Origin of the sequence: Nonomuraea sp. SBT364 (assembly GCF_001083785.1) — a bacterium.
GTDB lineage: Bacteria > Actinomycetota > Actinomycetes > Streptosporangiales > Streptosporangiaceae > Nonomuraea.
Map to the genome: position 1 here is coordinate 1 of NZ_LAVL01000151.1, position 19,794 is coordinate 19,794.

Annotated in this window: 19 protein-coding genes; 6 read left to right on the forward strand and 13 right to left on the reverse strand. The window is 71.6% G+C overall.

Features of this window, described 5'->3' with window-relative positions:
• Positions 1–198: 198 nt before the first annotated feature.
• The 3 genes from ADY59_RS38270 to ADY59_RS38280 are packed head-to-tail and all read left to right on the forward strand — an operon-like array spanning position 199 to position 4,533.
• Positions 199–2,856 carry a DEAD/DEAH box helicase gene (locus ADY59_RS38270; RefSeq protein ID WP_269433675.1) on the forward strand — a complete coding sequence of 886 codons (2,658 nt, stop codon included), beginning with the start codon at positions 199–201 and terminating at the stop codon, positions 2,854–2,856.
• Positions 2,857–2,858: 2 nt separating this feature from the next.
• A complete protein-coding gene (locus tag ADY59_RS38275; protein ID WP_231619091.1) occupies positions 2,859–3,608 on the forward strand; it encodes an SWIM zinc finger family protein in 750 nt (249 codons plus the stop codon).
• 10 nt (positions 3,609–3,618) lie between these two features.
• Positions 3,619–4,533 (forward strand): phosphotransferase, encoded by a 915-nt coding sequence (locus ADY59_RS38280; protein ID WP_049573311.1) that lies wholly within the window; start codon positions 3,619–3,621, stop codon positions 4,531–4,533.
• Positions 4,534–4,552: 19 nt separating this feature from the next.
• Here ADY59_RS38280 and ADY59_RS38285 read toward each other — a convergent pair whose 3' ends face one another.
• The 8 genes from ADY59_RS38285 to ctaD all read right to left on the reverse strand — a co-directional run bounded on the left by ADY59_RS38285 (position 4,553) and on the right by ctaD (position 13,544).
• Positions 4,553–5,491 (reverse strand): diacylglycerol/lipid kinase family protein, encoded by a 939-nt coding sequence (locus tag ADY59_RS38285; RefSeq protein WP_049573313.1) that lies wholly within the window; start codon positions 5,489–5,491, stop codon positions 4,553–4,555.
• Between the two features lie 47 nt (positions 5,492–5,538).
• The gene (locus tag ADY59_RS38290; RefSeq protein ID WP_231619092.1) at positions 5,539–8,286 is read right to left on the reverse strand and encodes an immune inhibitor A domain-containing protein; all 2,748 of its coding nucleotides are present in this window, start codon (positions 8,284–8,286) and stop codon (positions 5,539–5,541) included.
• 124 nt (positions 8,287–8,410) lie between these two features.
• Positions 8,411–8,752, reverse strand: a complete 342-nt coding sequence (gene frdD, locus ADY59_RS38295; protein WP_049573319.1) for a fumarate reductase subunit FrdD — start codon at positions 8,750–8,752, stop codon at positions 8,411–8,413.
• Entirely contained in the window at positions 8,749–9,135 is a 387-nt protein-coding gene (locus ADY59_RS38300; protein WP_049573323.1) for a hypothetical protein, read from the reverse strand. Before ADY59_RS38300 ends, frdD begins: the two co-directional genes overlap by 4 nt.
• Positions 9,132–9,857 (reverse strand): succinate dehydrogenase iron-sulfur subunit, encoded by a 726-nt coding sequence (gene sdhB, locus ADY59_RS38305; protein ID WP_049573349.1) that lies wholly within the window; start codon positions 9,855–9,857, stop codon positions 9,132–9,134. Before sdhB ends, ADY59_RS38300 begins: the two co-directional genes overlap by 4 nt.
• The gene (gene frdA, locus ADY59_RS38310) at positions 9,850–11,580 is read right to left on the reverse strand and encodes a fumarate reductase (quinol) flavoprotein subunit (RefSeq protein WP_049573324.1); all 1,731 of its coding nucleotides are present in this window, start codon (positions 11,578–11,580) and stop codon (positions 9,850–9,852) included. The genes sdhB and frdA overlap by 8 nt, the downstream gene beginning before the upstream one ends.
• Before the next feature lie 5 nt (positions 11,581–11,585).
• On the reverse strand, positions 11,586–11,819 hold the full coding sequence (locus ADY59_RS38315; RefSeq protein ID WP_049573325.1) for a hypothetical protein: 234 nt from the start codon (positions 11,817–11,819) through the stop codon (positions 11,586–11,588).
• A gap of 66 nt (positions 11,820–11,885) precedes the next feature.
• Positions 11,886–13,544, reverse strand: a complete 1,659-nt coding sequence (gene ctaD, locus ADY59_RS38320; protein WP_049573328.1) for an aa3-type cytochrome oxidase subunit I — start codon at positions 13,542–13,544, stop codon at positions 11,886–11,888.
• Between the two features lie 173 nt (positions 13,545–13,717).
• Between ctaD and ADY59_RS38325 the strand changes: the two genes are divergently transcribed.
• Positions 13,718–14,923 (forward strand): aminotransferase class I/II-fold pyridoxal phosphate-dependent enzyme, encoded by a 1,206-nt coding sequence (locus ADY59_RS38325; RefSeq protein WP_082310724.1) that lies wholly within the window; start codon positions 13,718–13,720, stop codon positions 14,921–14,923.
• 57 nt (positions 14,924–14,980) lie between these two features.
• Here ADY59_RS38325 and ADY59_RS38330 read toward each other — a convergent pair whose 3' ends face one another.
• The 5 genes from ADY59_RS38330 to ADY59_RS38350 are packed head-to-tail and all read right to left on the reverse strand — an operon-like array spanning position 14,981 to position 17,350.
• On the reverse strand, positions 14,981–15,379 hold the full coding sequence (locus tag ADY59_RS38330) for a hypothetical protein (RefSeq protein ID WP_049573331.1): 399 nt from the start codon (positions 15,377–15,379) through the stop codon (positions 14,981–14,983).
• Positions 15,343–15,561 carry a hypothetical protein gene (locus ADY59_RS38335; RefSeq protein WP_049573334.1) on the reverse strand — a complete coding sequence of 73 codons (219 nt, stop codon included), beginning with the start codon at positions 15,559–15,561 and terminating at the stop codon, positions 15,343–15,345. Before ADY59_RS38335 ends, ADY59_RS38330 begins: the two co-directional genes overlap by 37 nt.
• Positions 15,558–16,379 carry an ATP-binding cassette domain-containing protein gene (locus ADY59_RS38340; protein WP_049573337.1) on the reverse strand — a complete coding sequence of 274 codons (822 nt, stop codon included), beginning with the start codon at positions 16,377–16,379 and terminating at the stop codon, positions 15,558–15,560. Before ADY59_RS38340 ends, ADY59_RS38335 begins: the two co-directional genes overlap by 4 nt.
• Positions 16,348–16,746, reverse strand: coding sequence for a helix-turn-helix transcriptional regulator (locus tag ADY59_RS38345; RefSeq protein WP_049573339.1), 399 nt, complete (start codon positions 16,744–16,746; stop codon positions 16,348–16,350). Before ADY59_RS38345 ends, ADY59_RS38340 begins: the two co-directional genes overlap by 32 nt.
• A gap of 46 nt (positions 16,747–16,792) precedes the next feature.
• Positions 16,793–17,350: a hypothetical protein gene (locus ADY59_RS38350; protein WP_049573342.1), complete on the reverse strand. Its 558-nt coding sequence runs from the start codon at positions 17,348–17,350 to the stop codon at positions 16,793–16,795.
• 70 nt (positions 17,351–17,420) lie between these two features.
• On the opposite strand from ADY59_RS38350, the gene ADY59_RS38355 reads away from it, so the two are divergent.
• Together ADY59_RS38355 and ADY59_RS38360 are read left to right on the forward strand one after the other, a co-directional pair.
• The gene (locus tag ADY59_RS38355; protein ID WP_231619093.1) at positions 17,421–18,782 is read left to right on the forward strand and encodes an FAD-binding oxidoreductase; all 1,362 of its coding nucleotides are present in this window, start codon (positions 17,421–17,423) and stop codon (positions 18,780–18,782) included.
• Between the two features lie 159 nt (positions 18,783–18,941).
• A partial coding sequence (locus ADY59_RS38360; protein WP_049573344.1) for a serine/threonine-protein kinase occupies positions 18,942–19,794 on the forward strand: 853 nt, incomplete at its 3' end.

Consider the following 19,794-nt stretch of genomic DNA (forward strand, 5'->3'; position numbering starts at 1 on the left):
CCCCCCCCCGATCCCCTAGGCGCCGCGGGGGGGGGCGGCCCCGCCCTCCCCGCCACCCCCGCCGCCGGCCACACAGACGCAGACGGGCCCGCAGACGGGCCCGCAGACGCGGGCGCCCCCAGCGGCACGTACGGACCCGGCGGCACGCACGGACCCGGCGGCGCCGACCGGCCCGGCGGCACGTACGAGCTCGGTGGCGTGGCCGGGGGGACGGTGCGGCATTGGGGGGTGGTCGCCGGGTTCGCCAGGGACCTCGTGCGGCGCGGGCGGGTCATTCCTCAGCTGACGGCGATCGAGGGCGGTGGCGCGCGGGCGGGCTGGCGGGTGGTGCTCACCGGGGCCGACGCCGCCTGCTTCCGCGACCTCGCCCTCGCCATGCCACCCGCCTGCCGCACCTGGGCGGTGGAGCGACGGTCCGGGGAGGTGCTCAGGCAGGCGCTGGACGCCTTCGCCGACACGCTGGTCAGGGCCGCCCTCCACGAGCCCGTACACACCACTCCGGACGAGCCCGGACGCGCCGGCCCGGACGCGACGGGGCGGGCCGGGCGCGGGAGGCCGGGGCGTGAGGGGTGGCTGGCCGCGCTGGCTTCCGCCGACGCCGCCTGCTCCGACGTCCCGGAGCTGCGACGGGAGCTGGAGGCGTGGCGCGAGTCCGTGGAGACCGCCGAGGGCGCCACCCGGGTGTGCTTCCGCCTGGCCGAGCCGATCGGCGCCCCGGAAGCCCCCGCCGACGAGGCCGGCGGCGGGGCGGAGTGGCGGGTGGAGTTGGCGTTGCAGGCGGCCGACGACCCGAGCCTGTACGTGCCCGCCGGGAAGGTGTGGGGCGGTGAGCCGGTGGCCGGGCTGCCGGCGGGCGCGGAGCGCGAGCTGCTGGCCGGGCTGGGCCGGGCGGTGCGGCTCTACCCGGAGCTGGACCGGGCGTTGCGGGTGCCGCAACCGGAGGAGCTGGTGCTCGACACGGCGGGCGCGTTCGGGTTCCTGCGTGAGGCGGCGCCGCTGCTGCAGGCCGCCGGCTTCGGGGTGCAGCTCCCCCGCTGGGCGGGCCGTACCAAGCTGGGGCTGAAGCTGACGACTCGGACGAAGGGGCAGAGCGCGGCGGCGAGCCAGGGTTTCGGGCTGCGCGAGCTGGTGGACTTCCGGATCGACCTGGCCGTGGGCGGCGAGACGATCAGCGAGGCGGAGCTGGCCGAGCTGGCCCGGTTGAAGGTGCCGCTGGTGCGGGTGCGGGGCCAGTGGGTGGAGCTGGACGAGCGCCAGCTGGCCGCGGCGCTGCGGGCGGTCGGCGGTGATCGCGGCGGCGAGCTGCCGGCGGCGGAGGTGCTGCGGCACGTGGTGCAGGGCGACGACGAGCTGCCGCTGCTGGAGGTCGACGCCGACGGGGTGCTGGGCGATCTGCTGTCGGGGCGGGCCGAGCGGCGGCTGGCCCCGATCACGACGCCGGCGGGCATCGACGCGACGCTCCGCCCCTACCAGGAGCGCGGGCTGGCCTGGCTGAGCTTCCTGTCGGAGCTGGGGCTGGGCGGGGTGCTGGCCGACGACATGGGGCTGGGCAAGACGATCACCACGCTGGCGCTGCTCGTGCACGAGCGGGCCGCGACGCCGACGCTGCTGGTGTGCCCGATGTCGCTGGTGGGCAACTGGCAGCGGGAGGCCGCCAGGTTCGCGCCGGGCCTGCGCGTGCACGTCCACCACGGCAGCGGCAGGGACGCGGCGCTGATCGACGGCGCCGACCTGGTGATCACCACCTACGGGACCGCCCAGCGCGACCTGGAGACGCTGCGGCGGGTCACCTGGCGGCGGGTGGTGTGCGACGAGGCACAGGCGATCAAGAACAGCGGCACCCTGCAGGCGCAGGCGGTGCGGTCGATCCCGGCGGGCACGCGGCTGGCGCTGACCGGCACCCCGGTGGAGAACCATCTGGCCGAGCTCTGGTCGATCATGGAGTTCGCCAATCCGGGCCTGCTGGGGCCGAAGGCGCGTTTCCGTACCCGGTTCCAGGAGCCGATCGAGGCCCGGCAGGACGAGCAGGCGGCGCACGCGCTCAAACGGGCGACGGGGCCGTTCATCCTGCGCCGGCTCAAGACCGACTCCTCGATCATCTCCGACCTGCCGGAGAAGCTGGAGGTCAAGGAGTGGTGCACGCTGACGGCCGAGCAGGCGTCGCTGTACCAGGCGGTGGTGGACGACATGCTGGGCAAGATCGACGGCAGTGAGGGGATCGAGCGGCGCGGCCTGGTGCTGGCGGCGATGGCCAAGCTGAAGCAGGTCTGCAACCATCCGGCCCACCTGCTCAAGGACGGCTCCCGGCTGGCGGGCAGGTCGGGCAAGCTGGCGCGGCTGGAGCAGCTCGCGGAGGAGATCCTGGCCGAGGGCGAGAAGGCGCTGCTGTTCACCCAGTACGCGGAGTTCGGCAGCATGCTGCAGCCCTATCTGGCGCAGCGGCTGGACCGGCCGGTGCTGTGGTTGCACGGCGGCCTGCCGAAGAAGACCCGCGACCGGCTGGTCGACCGTTTCCAGCAGGACGACGAGCCGATGCTGTTCCTGCTGTCGCTGAAGGCCGCCGGGGTTGGCCTCAATCTGACGGCCGCCAACCACGTCGTGCACGTGGACCGCTGGTGGAACCCGGCGGTCGAGGACCAGGCGACCGACCGCGCGTTCCGCATCGGCCAGCGCAAGAATGTGCAGGTGCGCAAGCTGATCTGCGCCGGCACCCTGGAGGAGCGGGTGGATGAGATGATCGAGCGGAAGAAGGCGCTGGCGGAGCGGGTGGTCGGCGCCGGCGAGGACTGGCTGACGGATCTGTCGACCGGGGAGCTGCGCGAGGTGTTCCGCCTGACCGCCGGGGCGGTGAGCTGAGCGTGCCGGGCTGGAGCACGCCGATCAGCGTCGAGGGCGGCATCCGCGCCCGGTCGCGGCGCGGATCGATCGGCTCGACCTGGTGGTCGCGGCGGTTCATCGACGTCCTGGAGCGGGTCTGCGACAAGGGCCGCCTGTCACGCGGGCGCGGCTACGCCAGGGCCGGGCAGGTCCTGTCGATCGACCTGTCGCCCGGTCTGGCCACCGCGTCCGTGCAGGGTTCGCGGCCGGCTCCCTACCGGGTGACGATCGCCGTCGAGGTCTTCGGCGAGGAGCGCTGGCAGGCGGTCGAGCGGGCCGTCGCCGAGCAGGCGGTCCACAAGGCGAGGCTGCTGGCCGGGGAGATGCCCGAGGAGATCGAGGAGCTGTTCGCGGCGCTCGGCGCCGACCTGTTCCCGCGCGATCTGGACATGACGTGCTCGTGCCCCGACTGGGGCTTCCCGTGCAAGCACGTGTCGGCGGTGCTCTACCTGCTGGCCGAGTCGTTCGACGACGACCCGTTCCTGGTGCTCGCCTGGCGCGGGCGCACCCGCGAGGAGCTGCTCGGCTCGCTGGCGACGGCGGGCGGGGCGCCGCTGGAGGTGGCCGACGTGCCGTTCGCCGACCGGCTCGCCGACTTCTACGCGCCCTCGGGCACCGCCCGGCCCGAGCGCCGCCCGCCGGCGGCGGAGCCCGACCTGCTGCTGCGCGTCTTCCCGCCGCCCGCCGGCCTGTCGGCGCCACTCACCGATCTCTACCGCCGCCTGCGTTAGGAGAAAGCCATTGCGTACGGAGACCGCGGCGCTGGTCGCGGAGCGATACGGGCTGGGAGCCCTGACCGGCGAGCCCGTCTACGCCGCACGGGGCGAGCTGGGGCTGATCTGGCGGGTCGGCACCGAGCGGGGTTCGTGGGCGGTCAAGGAGCTGCTCATCGACGTCCCGGAGGCCGATGCCGCGCTGGACGTGGCGTTCCAGCGGGCGGCGGCGGCCTCGGGCGTGCGGCTGCCGCCGCCTGTCCTGGCCCTTGACGGCCGGGTGATCCTGCGCGCCGAGCCGCACGACGTGCGCGTCTACGCGTGGGAGGAGCTGACCGCCGAGCCGCCGACGGCCGCCATGCTGGGGGCGGCGGCGGCCGCCGTGCACCGGGTGGGGCATCCGGCGGACCGGCCGGTGGACGACTGGTTCGCCGCGCCGCTGGGACGCGACGCCTGGGCCCGGATCCCGCGCGCCGGGGCGTGGGGCGCCGAGCTGGAGCGGCTGCTGCCGGAGCTGGCCGCGCTCGACGACCTGGTGACGCCCCCGGTAGGGGTCACGACGTGCCACCGCGACCTCGGCCCCGACAACCTGCGCCGGGCGGCCGACGGCGGCGTCGTGGTGCTCGACTGGGAGAACTGCGGCCCCTGCGCGCCGGAGCGCGAGCTGGCCGCCGTCCTCGCCGACACAGAAGCCGCCACAGAAGCCGCGGCCGAGGCGTATGCCGCCTACCTCGACGCGGGCGGTCCGGCGCGGGTCACGCGGCCGGCGGACTTCTCCACGGCCGTCGCCGTCCAGGCCCACCTGCTGGACTTCTACGCCCGCCGGGCCGTCAACCCCGCCGAGAGCGGGGAGAACCGGGAGCGGGCCGCCACGCGGCTGGAGAGGATGCTGGCCCGCCCGCTCACCCGCGAGCGGATCGACCGGCTGCTCGCGGAGCTGTGACGATCGGCGGTCCCCGAACTCAGCGGTCCTCGAACTCGGCGGGCACCATCACGCGCACCCCGTTGGGCACCACGCGCAGCCGGATCGGGGTGCGCAGCCGCACCTCGCCGTCGACGTCGGCGGCCATCGGCGGGTCGGTCTCCAGCAGCATCTCGCGCCCGATGACGAACGGCCCGCCCGCCAGGCTGCGCCACCGCCCGGTCGTGGCCCGGGCCAGCGTCTCCATCAGCAGGCGCAGCTTCTTGCCGGAGCCGAGCTGGTAGGCCACCAGCATGCCGTCGTCGATGCTGATGTCGCGGGCCACCTGCCAGCCGCCGTGGAAGCGGCCGTTGGCGATGTTGAGCTGGTGGGTGAGCAGCTCGTGCCGCTGCCCGTCGACGGTGATGTAGGCGCGGAAGGGCCGGTGCCCCGGCAGCACGGTCAGCGCCGTCAGCGGGTAGGCGGGCCGGCCCAGCACCCGCTTGAGCCACGGCTTGACCTTGCCCGCCACCTCGACGGAGACGCCGAAGCTGGCCAGGTTGGCGAACGGCCGGTCGTCGGCCATGCCGAGGTCGATGTCGGCCACCTTGCCCGTGTCGAACACCCGGATCGCGCCCGCCAGATCGAGCGGCAGGCCCAGGCTGCGGGCGAAGTTGTTGGTGGTGCCGAGCGGGAGCACGCCGAGCGCCACGTCGCGATGGGCGACGTGGCGCACGGCGGAGGACAGGGTGCCGTCGCCGCCACCGACGATCAGCAGGTCGGGCCCCGTCGCCAGGGCCGTGTCGAGCAGGTCACGCAGTCGCTTGGGGTTGTAGACGCCGATCTCCGCCAGCGGCTCGTAGCCCAGCTCGTGCAGTTGCTCGATCACCTCGAAGTAGTGGCGGCGGCCACGGCGCGAGCGAGTGTTGATCACCACCGCCACCCTGCGATCCTGCCGGATCGCCTCGGTGTGCTCGGCCTTGGTGCGCAATTCGCTCATGGTCACCAATGTTAGGGCCGCCGGGACACCGCCCGGCGGCCCTTGGATCACTTCTTCGGCGGGATCACCTGGACGAGGGCGCCCAGGTTGCCCGGCAGCGGGGTGACCAGCTTGAACTGGACGCCCAGCGCCTTGCCCTCGTCGCCGGGGTTGCCGGAGCCGAGGATGTGGCCGTTGCCGAGGTCGGTGCCGTAGAGCTCGGTCGCCGGGGTGCCGTCGAGGTTCACCACGCGGGTGCTGTACGGCTGGTCGTCCTTGCTCGGGACGACCACGGAGGCGTCGAAGTCCCGGTAGTAGAGCCCGCCGTCCTGCAGCTCCAGACCCGGGTACCAGGTCTTGGCGTCAGTGAAGTGCGGCACGCCCTTCAGCGCGGGGACGTCCGTGCAGTACTCGCTGAACGGCTCGTCGGCGGCCTCCAGGCACTCCTTGAACGGGTAGGTCTTCTTGAAGGAGAACGCGGCGTTGGAGGTCTGCGAGCGGCCCTCCATGTTCTTGTGCCGCGTCGGGTCCTTCTCGGCCGCCGTGCCGGTGCGGCGCAGCGGGTCGTAGTGCGAGTCCACGAGCAGCAGGCTGCCCTTGGAGCCGATGCTCGGCGCCGCTTCGAGGTTGTTGGCCAGCACGTTGTTGGTGTAGGTCGAGTCGCGGTACCAGACCAGCAGGCCCGGCGCGTTGTACTTGACCTTCTCCACCTTCCACGCGCCGTCACGCGAGTACGTGCTGTCGTAGGCGTACTGCAGGCCCTTGTCGAAGCCGTCGAAGTTGCGCCACTCGGCGAGGTAGAACCGGTCGATCTGGCGCTCGCCGTTGTTGATCGTCCAGCCCTGGCCGCTGGTGTTGGTGAACGTGCCGCCGAAGGCGCGCCAGCCGTTCTCGCCGTTCTCGACGTCGTCGCTCCACACGGAGCTGCCGCCGTTGGTGATCTCGAAGTCGTCGGCGTGCCAGCCGCGCGGCGTGAAGGCCGCGTCGGTGTTGTACGCCAGCCGCAGCTTGATCGTCTGACCGGCGAACGGGGTCAGGTTGACGTAGTCGTGCCGCCAGCCGTCGGTGTTGCCGGTGATGCCGTACTTCTTGTTGCCGAACGTGGCGAGGTTCTTGTTCGGGTCGGGGTAGCCGTCCGGCGTGGTGATCTCGGCGCCGGCCTCGTCGTAGACCTTCTGCTGGGTCCAGGTGGCGCCGCCGTCGGTGGACACCTCGACGAAGCCGAAGTCCCAGTCGGCCTCGATCTCGTAGTTGTTCCACATCCAGAACCGGACGTCGGTCCCGGCGGGCACCTCGACGTCGCGGGCCAGGGAGACGTTGGCCCACTCCTGGTCCATGCCGGACCACCAGGCGTTCGAGCCGCTGTGCGGGTCGACCATCTTCAGCGGCTCGGAGGCGAGGTTGACGCGGACGCCGTCCTCGGTGAACCGCGGCGTGCGCGACGACTGGCCGACCGTGACGAGCTTCTTGCTGTCACCCGGGTTGAACACCTTCGGGTTCGCCCAGCCGAGCACCCACTTGTCCCAGAGGCCCATGTGGGTGGGCATCGACTGGAAGATGGGGCCGGAGTGGGAGCCGCTGGACATCAGGTCCCAGAAGTCCACCGCGGAGCTGGCCGAGCCGGAGGTGTCGTACAGGTCGGGCAGGCCCAGGTCGTGGCCGTACTCGTGGGCGAAGACGCCGACGCCGGAGTCCTCGGGCTGCACGATGTAGTTCGAGATCTTCTTGTCGGTGCCGGGCACCGCGTAGCCGCCGGCGACCGCGCTGGAGTGCGCCCAGATGGCGTAGGTGCCCTCGGCGCCGCCGTCGGACGACTTGTCCTTGCCGGCGTGCACGAGCACGAGGTGGTCGATCACGCCGTCGGGCTCGGCGAAGTTGCCGTCACCGTCGGCGTCGGAGACGTCCTCGATGTCGTAGTCGGCCCACGGGAAGTCGGGCTGCGTCTGCGACAGGACGTTGACCGCGTCGATGGCGAGCTGGCCGGCGCCGAGCGGGTTGTCGGGGTGGCCCGACATGTCCTGCACGACTCCGCCACAGGCGGCCGCGCCGTACCAGGCCTCGGAGTGCGGGGCCTTGATCCAGCCGACCGCGGAGCCGGTGACGGAGTAGGCGCCCTTGGACATCTCCTCGTACATCTTCTTCATGGTGAAGCCGGAGATGTCGATGCCGGGCTTGCCGTCGCGCGGGTCCTTCAGGTCGGGCCGGACGCGCTCGGTGATGCCCTTGTCGGTGTAGAGCATCTTGTTGAAGTGCTCGGGGCTGAAGTCCTTGACCCAGAAGGAGTTGTTGTCCTTGTGCGGCAGCGTGGCCGGGTCCGGGATGTTGTTGTGCAGGGGGCCGTTCTTGAGCGTGCCGGCCGGCTCGACGACGCAGTCGTCGGGGGCGCTGTCGACGGTCCGCAGCCGGTTGAAGCCGGAGAAGTCGTCGTTGGCGTTCTCGTTGAACTCGACCAGCAGCGTGAGCAGCTTGGCGGTCTTCGTCTGCTTGGACTTCTTGAAGATCCATTCAGCGGGGTTGCGACCGGTCCGGATGGCCTCCGCCTCGCGGGCCGCGAGCACCCGGGCGGCGGCCGGGTTGCCGCTGCTGAATTTCTGGTCGATCTTCTTCGCCGCGGCGATCGATCGCTTGTTCTTGCCCGGGGCACCCGGCTCGGCGGGCGGGTCCTCGTCCCTCGGTGGTGCGTAGTTAATGTAGTAGTCAGACGCGCTGGGCTCGTAGGACGCGACCGAGTCGGCCTGAGCGCTGGGGACGGTCAGGGCGGCGCCGAGGAGGGCTACCGCCGGGATTGTGGCTAATAGGCGCTTCGTGCTGGGCACCAGTAACCCCTTCTGCCCGGGATCGCCGGGCGCAATGGCCATAGGGTCTTGCAAACCGGCACGGTAGACCGAATCTAAAGATTGCGTAAAGTAGGTTGTGGAAATGTGATCAAACTACGACATTTCACAACAGCCGCATCGCGGCAATGATCCCGCCCGTAACCGCTCCCCCGTAACAGAGGACGGCTACGAGCGCGTCGTACCGCGCGATCCCCAGCAGTTCCTCACTGGTGAACCTGATCCGGTGCGCCGCGTGGAACAGGCACAGCACCACGACCACCAGCAGCCCCAGCCGCACCACGAGCGGGTCCAGCAGCGCGGCCAGTTCCCCGGCTCCGGGCCAGTCCAGCACGCCGAGCGGCATGAGCACCCCGAACAGCAGCACCAGCACCGGCAGCACGAGCGCCGCGACGATCCCCCCGCCGCTGAACAGCAGCCACAGATACGGCTCCGGCGTCCTTCTCATGGCGACCTCAGGATGAAGTAGGCGATCACCGCCGAGACGAGCAGCCAGCCGGAGTGGTTGCCGCCCTGGATCATCCAGGCGGGCACCCGCCAGCCGTCCAGCCGCACCACGGTCGCCTTCGGGGCCAGGTTGAGGAACGTGATCGCGTGGAACGCGGTCGCCGCCAGCGCCACCACGTTGACGGCGATCATCCACGGGCGCGCCGCCAGCGCCATGAACTGCGCGTACGTCCCCGCGAGCACCGAGTCGGCGAGCATGACCAGGTACGCGACGGTCCAGGCGACGAAGACGCTGGTCAGCTCGCGCAGCACGAACAGGGTGTAGCGGCGGCTGCGGGCGAACCAGAGGGCGTCCCTGGGCGGGCGGTGGACGGGGGCCGTCATCGCCTGCTCCACGGCAGCACCGAGCGCAGCGCGGCGGTCAGCTTGTAGCGCTGGATCGCCTCGGCCGGGTCCACGTGCTTGGGGCAGGCCCGGGTGCACTCGCCCACGAACGTGCACCCCCAGACGGCCTCGTCCAGGTTGAGCACGTCGAAGCGGTCGTCCATGTCGCGCGAGTCCAGGTTGTAGCGCTGGGCCAGCGCGATGGCCGCCGGGCCGAGGAAGTCCGGATCGAGCACGTACACCGGGCAGGCCGAGTAGCACAGCATGCAGTTGATGCACATGCTGTACTGCTTGTAGGCGTCGAGCTGGGCCGGCGTCTGGGCGTACTCGGCGGTCAGCGGCAGCGCCTCCCCCTCCCTGATCAGCCACGGCCGCACCGACGACAGCTTGGCCAGGAAGTCGTCGATGTCCACGACCAGGTCCCTGATGACCGGGAAGCCCTTGAGCGGCTCGACCCTGACCGGGCCCGTGCCGTACTCGGTGAGGAAGGTGCCGCAGGTCAGCCGGGGCTCGCCGTTGACGGTCATGCCGCACGAGCCGCAGATCCCCATCCGGCACGACCAGCGGAACGACAGGCTGCCGTCGAGCCGGTCCTTGATGTGGGCGAGCCCGTCGAGCACGGCCCAGTCGGGGCGCAGCGGCACCTCGTACCCCTCGAACACGGGCTCGTCGTCCTGCCCGGGCCGGTAGCGGGCCACTTCCAGCCGAATCGAGTCAGTCACGGCCATAGACCCTTTCCCCGGGAGGCCAGCGGGTGATCGTCACGGGCAGCGGGCCGACCGAGGGGCTGCCGTCGGGGGCCCGGTGCACCAGCGAGTGCGCCAGGTAGGCGGTGTCGTCCCTGGCCGGGAAGTCGGTGCGCTGGTGGGCGCCGCGCGACTCCTGCCGGTCGGCCGCGCAGGCCACGATCGTCCGCGCGACGTCGAGCATGGCGTGCAGCTCCAGCAGGGCGACCAGCTCGGTGTTGAAGGCGGTGCTGGAGTCGTCCACGAGCGCCCCGGCGGCCCGCTCGCGCAGCTCGGCCAGCGTGTCGGCGGCCTTGGCGAGCACGTCGCCGGTCCGGTAGATGCCGGCCGCGCCCTCCAGCGTGTGCTGCATCTCCTCGCGCAGGTCCGCGATCCGCTCACCGCCGCCGCCCTCCCGCGCCCGGTCGAGCCGCCGCCGCTCGTCGGCGCCCTGGCTGCGTACGGCGGCCGCCTCGCCGTCGCGGTGCAGGCGGGCGAACCCGGCGGCGGCGACGCCGGCGCGCCTGCCGAAAACGAGGATCTCCGGCAGCGAGTTGGAGCCGAGCCGGTTGGCGCCGTTGATGCTCACGCAGGCCGTCTCGCCCGCCGCGAACAGCCCGGCGATCGGCGTGGCGCCGTCGAGGTCGGTGTGGACGCCGCCCATCATGTAGTGCACGACCGGGCGGACCGGGATGAGGTCGGTGACCGGGTCGAGGTTCTGGTAGCTGCGGCACAGCTCGCGGACGAACGGGATGCGCGCCTCGATCTTGCCCTCGCCCAGATGGCGCAGGTCCAGGTAGACGACGGGACCGTACGGCGTGTCGACGGTGCGGCCCTTGCTCTGCTCGTGCACGAACGCCTGCGACAGGCGGTCGCGCGGGCCCAGCTCCATGCTGCGCAGCCGGGGCGCCGGGGTGGGGGTGCCGAGGTCGTAGTCCTGGAGGTAGCGGTAGCCGTCCTTGTTGATGAGCCAGCCGCCCTCCGCCCTGGCCGCCTCGGTGATGAGGATGCCGGTGAACGGCAGGCCGGTCGGGTGGTACTGGACGAACTCCATGTCCTTCAGCGGCGCGCCCGCCCGGTAGGCCAGGGCCATGCCGTCGCCGGACTTGATGGCGGCGTTGGTGGTGAAGGGGAAGGCCCGGCCGCAGCCGCCGGTGGCCAGGATGACGGTCCTGGCGGGGATCGCCTCGACGCGGCCGGTGCGCAGCTCGACGGCCACCACGCCGTGGACGCGGCCGTCGTCGACGACGAGCTGGGTGACGTACCACTCGTCGTATCGCGCGATTCCGGGATATTTCAGCGTGGTCTGGAACAGCGTGTGCAGCAGGTGGAACCCGGTCTTGTCGGCCGCGTACCAGGTCCGCATCCGCTTCATGCCGCCGAACGGGCGGACCGCGACGCGCCCGTCGCGCTCGCGGCTCCACGGGCAGCCCCAGTGTTCGAGCTGGATGAGCTCGCGCGGCGCCTCGGCCACGAAAGCCTCCACGGCGTCCTGGTCGCACAGCCAGTCGCCGCCGGAGATCGTGTCGTAGCAGTGCTCGTCGAGGGTGTCGCCGGCGGCGATCACCGCGGCGGCGCCGCCCTCGGCCGAGACCGTGTGGCTGCGCATCGGATAGACCTTCGACACGACCGCCACGGTGAGGGAGGGGTCGGTCTCGGCGACCGCGATGGCCGCCCGCAGCCCGGCCCCGCCCCCACCCACGATGAGCACGTCGATCATCTGGTTCAGCTCCCGCGGTCCGGTTCGATCGGGTCCTTCACCCGCTTGCCGTCGCAGCGGATGGCGGACAGGTGGATGCTGCCGTCGTGATACTCGTGACGGATCCGGCGGCAGCCGCAGTCGAAGTGCTGGTCACGGATCACCAGGCCGTAGCCGTCCTCGTCGAGGAGACGCTCACCGCCGTGCTTCTTGCCGCAGGGGGCCGTCTCGGGGGTGAAGGGGGTCTTCGTGCCTGTCATCGCCGATCTCCTTAGATGGGCGAAACGTCATCTCCACACAAGCACCGCGACCTTGTCCGGGAAAGGTCAGTCGGGCTTTTTCTCGGCCGGCTCTTCTTCGTGGGGGTAGTGCAGGTCGAAAGCGGGCCGCTCGGAGCGGATCGGCGGCATGGACGTGAAGTTGTGCCGGGGCGGCGGGCAGGACGTCGCCCACTCCAGCGAGTTGCCGTAGCCCCACGGGTCGTCGAGCGTGACCTTCGGCGCGTGCCGCGCGGTCTTCCAGACGTTGTGGAGGAACGGCAGCGTCGAGGCGCCCAGCAGGAACGCGCCGACGGAGGAGATCTGGTTGAGCGTGGTGAACCCGTCGCCCGCGCCGTAGTCGGCGTAGCGGCGCGGCATGCCGAGCTGCCCGAGCCAGTGCTGCACCAGGAAGGTGGTGTGGAAGCCGACGAACAGGGTCCAGAAGTGCACCTTGCCGAGCCGGTCGTCGAGCATCCGCCCGGTCATCTTCGGCCACCAGAAGTAGAAGCCGGAGAACATCGCGAAAACCACGGTGCCGAACACCACGTAGTGGAAGTGCGCCACCACGAAGTACGTGTCGCTGATGTGGAAGTCGAGCGGCGGCGACGCCAGGATGATCCCGGTCAGGCCGCCGAGCAGGAACGTCACGAGGAACCCGATCGCGAACAGCATCGGCGTCTCGAACGACAGATGCCCCCGCCACATCGTGCCGATCCAGTTGAAGAACTTCACCCCCGTCGGCACCGCGATCAGGAACGTCATGAACGAGAAGAACGGCAGCAGCACCTGCCCGGTGGGGAACATGTGGTGCGCCCACACCGTCATCGACAGCCCGGCGATCGCGATCGTCGCCCCGACCAGGCTTATGTAGCCGAAGATCGGCTTACGGCTGAAGACCGGGATGACCTCGGTGATGATCCCGAAGAACGGCAGCGCGATGATGTAGACCTCGGGATGCCCGAAGAACCAGAACAGGTGCTGCCACAGGATCGGCCCGCCGTTGGCCGCGTCGTAGATGTGCGTGCCGAGCTTGCGGTCGGCCTCCAGCGCCAGCAGGGCCGCGGCCAGCACCGGGAACGCCATCAGCACGAGCATGCTGGTCAGCAGCGTGTTCCAGGTGAACAGCGGCATCCGGAACATGGTCATGCCGGGCGCCCGCATGCCGATGATCGTGGTGACGAAGTTGACCGCGCCGAGGATGGTGCCGAGGCCCGACATCGTCAGCCCCATGATCCACAGATCGCCGCCGACCTGCGGCGAGTAGGTGGACGACGACAGCGGCGTGTAGGCGAACCAGCCGAAGTCCGCCGCCCCGCCCGGCGTGAAGAACCCGGCCACCACCATCAGCCCGCCGAACAGGAACAGCCAGTACGCCACCGCGTTCAGCCTGGGGAACGCCACGTCCGGGGCGCCGATCTGCAGCGGCATGACCACGTTGGCGAACCCGGCGAACAGCGGGGTGGCGAACAGCAGCAGCATGATCGTGCCGTGCATGGTGAACAGCTGGTTGTACATGTCCGGGTTGACGACCTGCGTCCCCGGCTGGACCAGCTCCGCCCGGATGATCATGGCCATGACGCCCGCGACGAGGAAGAACGCGAACGAGGTGATCAGATAGAGGTATCCGATGACCTTGTGATCGGTCGTGGTCAGCCAGGACGCGATCACGGTCCCGGTGCGGCGGCGCCTGACCTGCTCGATCGACGTCTCCCGGACGCTGGTCACGGCTGCTCCCTCCAGTCGAGAGGTATGGCCTGCCCCGATCACCCTCCATTCCACGCCAAGGATCGCCGTCCGTGAAGCCGTTCGGGGAAAGACATCCACATCGCGGACGCGTGCCTGGAGCGGGGGCGAAGTCTTCTATCCTCGTAGCGACCCGATCGGAGGAGAAGAATCCCGTGAACGCTTCGCGTGACTATGCCGCCCTTGTCCAGCGGGGGCTCAAGCTCGACCTCACCAGGGGCAAGCCGTCACCGCGCCAGCTCGACCTCTCCGACGACATGCTCAAGCTGCCTTCGTCCCACCGCACCGCCGACGGCCTCGACGCGCGCAACTACGGCGACCTGCAGGGGCTGCCGGAGCTGCGCGAGCTGTTCGGGCCGCTGCTGCAGGTGCCGCCGGCGCAGCTCGTGGTGGGCGGCAACGCCAGCCTGGCGATGATGCACGACACCATCGTGCACGCGCTGCTGAGCAAGGTCCCGGGCGCCGAGCGCCGCTGGGTCGAGGAGCCGGAGATCACGTTCCTGTGCCCGGTGCCCGGCTACGACCGGCATTTCACCATCTGCCAGGAGTTCGGGATCAAGATGGTCCCGGTGCCCATGACCGCCGAGGGCCCCGACATGGACGTCGTCGAGCGCCTGGTCGCCGACGACGCGAGCGTCAAGGGCATCTGGTGCGTGCCCAAGTACAGCAACCCGTCCGGCATCGTCTACGGCGACGAGACCGTGCGCCGCCTGGCCGCCATGCCGGCCGCCGCGCCCGACTTCCGGATCTTCTGGGACAACGCCTACGCGGTCCACCACCTGACCGACACCCCGGCCGAGCTCGCCGACCTGCTCGCGCTCTGCGCCGAGCACGGCAACGCGGACCGCGCGTTCGTCTACGGCTCCACCTCGAAGGTGACGCTGGCGGGCGCGGGCGTGGCGTTCTTCGGCTCCTCCCCGGCCAACGTCGCCTGGTTCCTCGGCAACACGCGCAAGCAGTCCATCGGCCCGGACAAGCTCAACCAGCTGCGCCACGTGGAGTTCCTGCGCGACGCCGACGGCGTGGCCGCGCACATGCGCAAGCACGCCGAGCTGATCGGGCCCAAGTTCGAGGTGGTCGACCGGGTGCTCGCCAAGGAGCTCGGCGACCTGGCCACCTGGACCAGCCCGCAGGGCGGCTACTTCATCAGCCTGGACGTGCCGCACGCCGCCGAGGTGGTGGCCAAGGCCAAGGCCGCGGGCATCGCGCTGACCCCGGCCGGCGCCACCCACCCCTACGGCCAGGACCCCGACGACCGCACGATCCGCATCGCGCCCACCTACCCCGACCTGGAGGAGCTGGAGCAGGCCATCGCGGGCCTGGCCGTCTGCGTCCGCCTGGTCGCCGAGGAGCACGCGTAGGCGCTCAGCGCCCGGCCCGGCGCAGGCGCAGCACGGCCAGCGCGCCGAACACCAGGATCAGCCCCAGGCACCAGGCGACGGACCGGCCGGCGAGCTCGCCGGCCGGCCGCCCGCCGAACCACGCGCGCAACGTCTCGACCAGCAGCGTGACGGGGCTGTTCTCCTGACGAACGTGAACGGGAACAGCCAGACCAGCCCCAGCCCCTGGGCGGCCTCCGCGCCCCGGGCCGCCAGCCCGGCGAACGCGGCCACCCAGGAGAAGGCGAACCCGGCCAGCAGCAGCAGCCCGAACCCCAGCACGATCGCGCCGGGCTCGCCGCGGAACCGGAAGCCCACCAGGAGCCCGCAGGCCACCATGACGCCCCGCTCCATGTCCTCGGCCAGGCCGACCGCCGCCGCCCCGGCCGAGCTGAACAGGATCATCTGCACGAAGATCGCCGGGATGAGGAACTGCACGTAGTCCCGCCGGGGGTGGCGATCGCCCCGCTGAAGACGTACGCGAACAGCAGGATGAACGTCACCGGCTGGATGAGCGCGTACATCAGCAGCAGCCTGGGGGCGCGCAGGATGCGGCGCGTGTTGCGCCCGGCCATCAGCCAGGCGTCGTGCAGCCACCGCCCGGCCGTGAGCACGGTCATCGGCCGTCTCCGTCCTGCGGGGCGTGTCCGGTCAGCGCCAGGAACGCGTCGTCCAGGGTGGGGCGGCGCAGCGCCAGCTCCGCCACGCCGACGCCGGCCGCGTCGAGCTCGCGCAGCAGGCCAGGCAGCGCGCCCTCGGCCACCGGGACGGTCACGGTGGCGTCCCGTACGCCCGGCTCGCCGTAACGGGCCAGCGCCGTGATCGCCTGACCCGCCTGGGCGGGGTCGGCCAGCACCACTTCCGCGCGCGGCCCACCGGCGCGGGACTTGAGCTCGGCGGGCGTGCCGGTGGTCACCACCCGGCCCCGGTCGATCAGCGTGACGGCGCCGGCCAGCCGGTCGGCCTCCTCCAGGTAGAAGAGCACCCGCGGCCGCGCCATCAGGCTGGCCGCCAGGTCGAGCCGTCTGCGGGTGCCGCCCGAGTACGTGCCCGCGCGCCGGTCCTCCAGCTCGAACAGCTCCATCAGCTCGCGGGCGCGGACCCGGGCCGCCGCCGCGCCCATCCGGGCCAGCCGCCCGATCAGCACCAGGTTCTCCCGCCCGGTCAGCAGTTCGTCGACGGCCGCGTACTGCCCGGTGAGGCCGATCAGGGCCCGCACCCGGTCCGGCCGGGCGGTGACGTCGAAGCCGCACACCTCGGCCCGCCCCCGGCCGGGGCGCGACAGCGTGGCCAGGATCCTGATCAGCGTGGTCTTGCCGGCGCCGTTCGGTCCCAGCAGGGCGGTGATCGAACCCTCGGGGACCTCCAGGTCGAGGCCGTCCAGCGCGACCGCCGGCCCGAACGCCTTATGCAGTCCCTCGGCCCTGATCGCGAGCATGGTCGCCTCCTTCGCAGAGCGCGGTGATGAGCTTGGCCAGGGCCGACTGGGCGCTGGCCGAGGCCCGGGGTCCCACCGCGACCAGCGACGCCACCAGGGCCGACGCCTCGCCGGGAGTGAGCGCGAGCGGCGGCAGCTCCCGGCGCGCGTCGATGGCGTAGCCGCCGCCGGAGCCTCGCCTGGCGGCGATGGGCAGGCCGGCGTCCTGGAGTGCGGCCAGGTCACGCTCGACGGTGCGGACGCTGACGCCGGTCCGCCCGGCCAGCGACCCGGCCGTCAGCGGGCGCGGCGCGGTGGCCCTGAGCTCCTCGATGAGCCGGTGCTGCCGCTCGACGCGCGGCACGACGGGGTGCGGGCTGATGAGCATGCCATCAGCCTAGAAAGGCATACCCGACAGGCCGGTGCCGGGAATGCTAAGCGGTTCCGGAACGCCGGAAACCGAAGATGTACTCGCGCGTCTCGCTCGGGTGGAACGAGACGCCGACGCCCGGCTCGAACGCGACGTTGTCACGCGAGCAGTAGTAGAGCCCCTCCCAGACGGCCAGCGCCTTCTCCCGGGCCGGCCCCTCGGCCAGGTCGCGTTTGCGGGCCGCGTGCGCGCCGAGCACGAACAGCATCCCGAACCCCCACAGCACCCCCGTCAGGCAGAACGGCGCGAGCAGCACCTCGGCCCACCCCGAGTGCTTGCCCATGGCCAGCACCAGCGCCACCACCAGGTGCGCCAGGGCGGCGACGAGCAGCAGCAGGTAGCCCTGGTTCCTGGACCAGGGCGCGTAATGGCGGCTCGGGAACGACAGCCAGACGGCCAGCTGGGTGCGGCTCATCTGATGCTTGGACACGCCCAGCGCGGACCCGGTGGGCAGGTCGGCGACCTGGCGCTCGCCGGGCATCCGGACCCGGCCGATCCGGTACGTGGTCCCCGCCGCGACCGCCCCCGGCACCGATACGACCTGGTCGACCTGCGCACACACCGGACAGCTCACTTCCACCCGGGCAGTCTGGCCGTAAGGCACCGTCCACGCAAACCGTAAGGTTTCTCATGTGAGACCCATCGACGCTCTGGTGAACTCCCTGCCCGGCGGCCGTGTCGTCACCGACCCGGACGTGATCGACTCCTACGCCCGCGACCGCACGTTCGTGGCGCCGGGCAAGCCACTCGGAGTGGTGCTGGCCGCCTCCCGCGACGACGTGGTCACCACCATGCGCTGGGCGACCGAGCACCGGGTGCCCGTGGTGCCGCGCGGCGCCGGCACCGGGCTGGCGGGCGGCGCCACGGCCTCCGACGGCTCGCTGGTCCTGTCGCTGGCGCGGATGACCGCGATCAGGGAGCTCTCGCCGGTGGACGAGATCGCCGTGGTCGAACCCGGCGTGATCACCGCCGACCTCGACAGGGCCGCGCGGGAGCACGGGCTCATGTACGCGCCCGACCCGTCCTCGTACGAGATCTCCACGATCGGCGGCAACCTGGCCACGAACGCGGGCGGGCTGCGCTGCGTCAAGTACGGCGTCACCCGTGACTCGGCGCTCGGCCTGGAGGTCGTGCTGGCCGACGGCCGGGTGCTCGACACCGGCCGCAGGACCATGAAGGGCGTCACCGGCTACGACCTGACCGGGCTGTTCGTCGGCTCCGAGGGCACGCTGGGCGTGATCACCTCGGCCACGGTGCGGCTGCGCCGGGCGCCGGCCGCGCCGCCCGCGACGTTCGCCGCCGAGTTCGGCTCACTGCGCGACGCGGGCGCGGCCGTGACGGCCATCATGGCCGCCGGGTGCCAGCCGTCGCTGATGGAGCTGCTGGACCGGGCCACGCTGAAGGCCATCGACGACTGGCGCAACATCGGCCTGGAGCCCGCCACGATGGCCATGCTGATCGGGCAGTCCGACGCCGCCGACGCCCAGGCCGTGGCCGCGCGCATGGAACGCCTCTGCCTGGACAACGGCGCCACGTTCGTGGCCGTGTCGTCCAGCCCGCAGGAGACCGAGGAGCTGATCGGGCTGCGCCGGATGGCCTACCAGGCCAAGGAGCGCCTCGGCGCGTGCCTGGTGGAGGACGTGTGCGTGCCCCGTTCGGCGCTGCCCGACATGATCACCGCCATCGAGGCCGCCGCCGCCCGGCACGGCGTGCCCATCTGCACGGTCGCGCACGCCGGCGACGGCAACCTGCACCCGACGTTCGTCTTCGAGCACGGTACGGCCGAGCCTCCGCCCGAGGTGTGGGCCGCGGCGGACGAGGTGTTCACCAAGGCGCTGGAGCTCGGCGGCACGCTCACCGGCGAGCACGGCGTCGGCGTGCTCAAGCGGCGCTGGCTGGCGCTGGAATCGGGGCCGGTGGCGCAGGACGTGCAGCACGGGATCAAGGCCGTTTTCGACCCGTTGGGCCTGCTGAACCCGGGCAAGGCCATCTGATCAGCCATTTGTTCACCAACCCGTGACCTGAGCCACGACCTGCACAGAAACCCTGACTTGTCCGGGTCAAAGGTGAATGATCTAGCAGGTCGGCGTACGTACCACATGTCACGCTGGTAGCGTTTCGCCCCAGCGATCGTTCTGTTATGGGGGTCCCGGGTGAATCAGTTCCAGCCGCTGGCGGCGGACGACCCGCGGCGGCTGGGCGAGTACGACATCGTCGCCCGGCTCGGCGAGGGTGGTCAAGGCGTCGTCTATCTGGGCAAGGCCGAGTCCGGCGAGCAGGCCGCGGTCAAGCTCCTGCACCACGCGCTGGTGGCCGACCCGGAGGCGCGCAGCCGCTTCCTGCGCGAGGTCGCGGTGGCCCAGCGGGTCGCCCGGTTCTGCACCGCGCCGGTGCTGCACGCCGACCTGGAGGGCAGCCGGCCGTACATCGTCAGCGAGTACGTGCCCGGGCCGTCGCTGCGCGAGCTCGTCATCAACGAGGGGCCGCGCCGGGGCGCCGCCCTGGAGCGGCTGGCGATCAGCACCGCCACCGCCCTGGCCGCCATCCACCGGGCCGGCATCCTGCACCGCGACTTCAAGCCCGCCAACGTGCTCATGGGCCCCGAAGGGCCGGTGGTGATCGACTTCGGCATCGCCCGCGCCCTCGACTCCCCCGGCGCCACGGCCACCGGCATGGCCATGGGCACCCCGTCGTACCTGGCCCCGGAGCAGCTCACCGCCGCCTCGCCGGTGTCCGAGGCCGCCGACGTGTTCGCCTGGGGCGTCACGATGGTCTACGCCGCCACGGGCAAGCCGGCCTTCGGCGCCGACTCGATCCCCGTGGTCATGAACCGCATCCTCCACGAGGAGCCGCAGCTCGGCAGCATGGAGGGCACGCTCGGCGAGCTGGTGGCGGCCTGCCTGTCCAAGGACCCCGCCCAGCGGCCCACGGCCGACCAGCTCATCGTCCGCCTCACCGGCCAGCCGGCCCCCAACGCCGCCGTCGAACCCGTCACCGGCCCCACCA

What these genes read in the sequence shown, in the direction of transcription:
- ADY59_RS38285 (WP_049573313.1), bottom strand. Translation starts at nt 5,491, where the DNA reads ATGAGCGAATTGCGCACCAAGGCCGAGCACACCGAGGCGATCCGGCAG.
- frdD (WP_049573319.1), bottom strand. Translation starts at nt 8,752, where the DNA reads ATGAGAAGGACGCCGGAGCCGTATCTGTGGCTGCTGTTCAGCGGCGGG.
- ADY59_RS38300 (WP_049573323.1), bottom strand. Translation starts at nt 9,135, where the DNA reads ATGACGGCCCCCGTCCACCGCCCGCCCAGGGACGCCCTCTGGTTCGCC.
- frdA (WP_049573324.1), bottom strand. Translation starts at nt 11,580, where the DNA reads ATGATCGACGTGCTCATCGTGGGTGGGGGCGGGGCCGGGCTGCGGGCG.
- ADY59_RS38315 (WP_049573325.1), bottom strand. Translation starts at nt 11,819, where the DNA reads ATGACAGGCACGAAGACCCCCTTCACCCCCGAGACGGCCCCCTGCGGC.
- ADY59_RS38335 (WP_049573334.1), bottom strand. Translation starts at nt 15,561, where the DNA reads ATGACCGTGCTCACGGCCGGGCGGTGGCTGCACGACGCCTGGCTGATG.
- ADY59_RS38340 (WP_049573337.1), bottom strand. Translation starts at nt 16,379, where the DNA reads ATGCTCGCGATCAGGGCCGAGGGACTGCATAAGGCGTTCGGGCCGGCG.
- ADY59_RS38345 (WP_049573339.1), bottom strand. Translation starts at nt 16,746, where the DNA reads ATGCTCATCAGCCCGCACCCCGTCGTGCCGCGCGTCGAGCGGCAGCAC.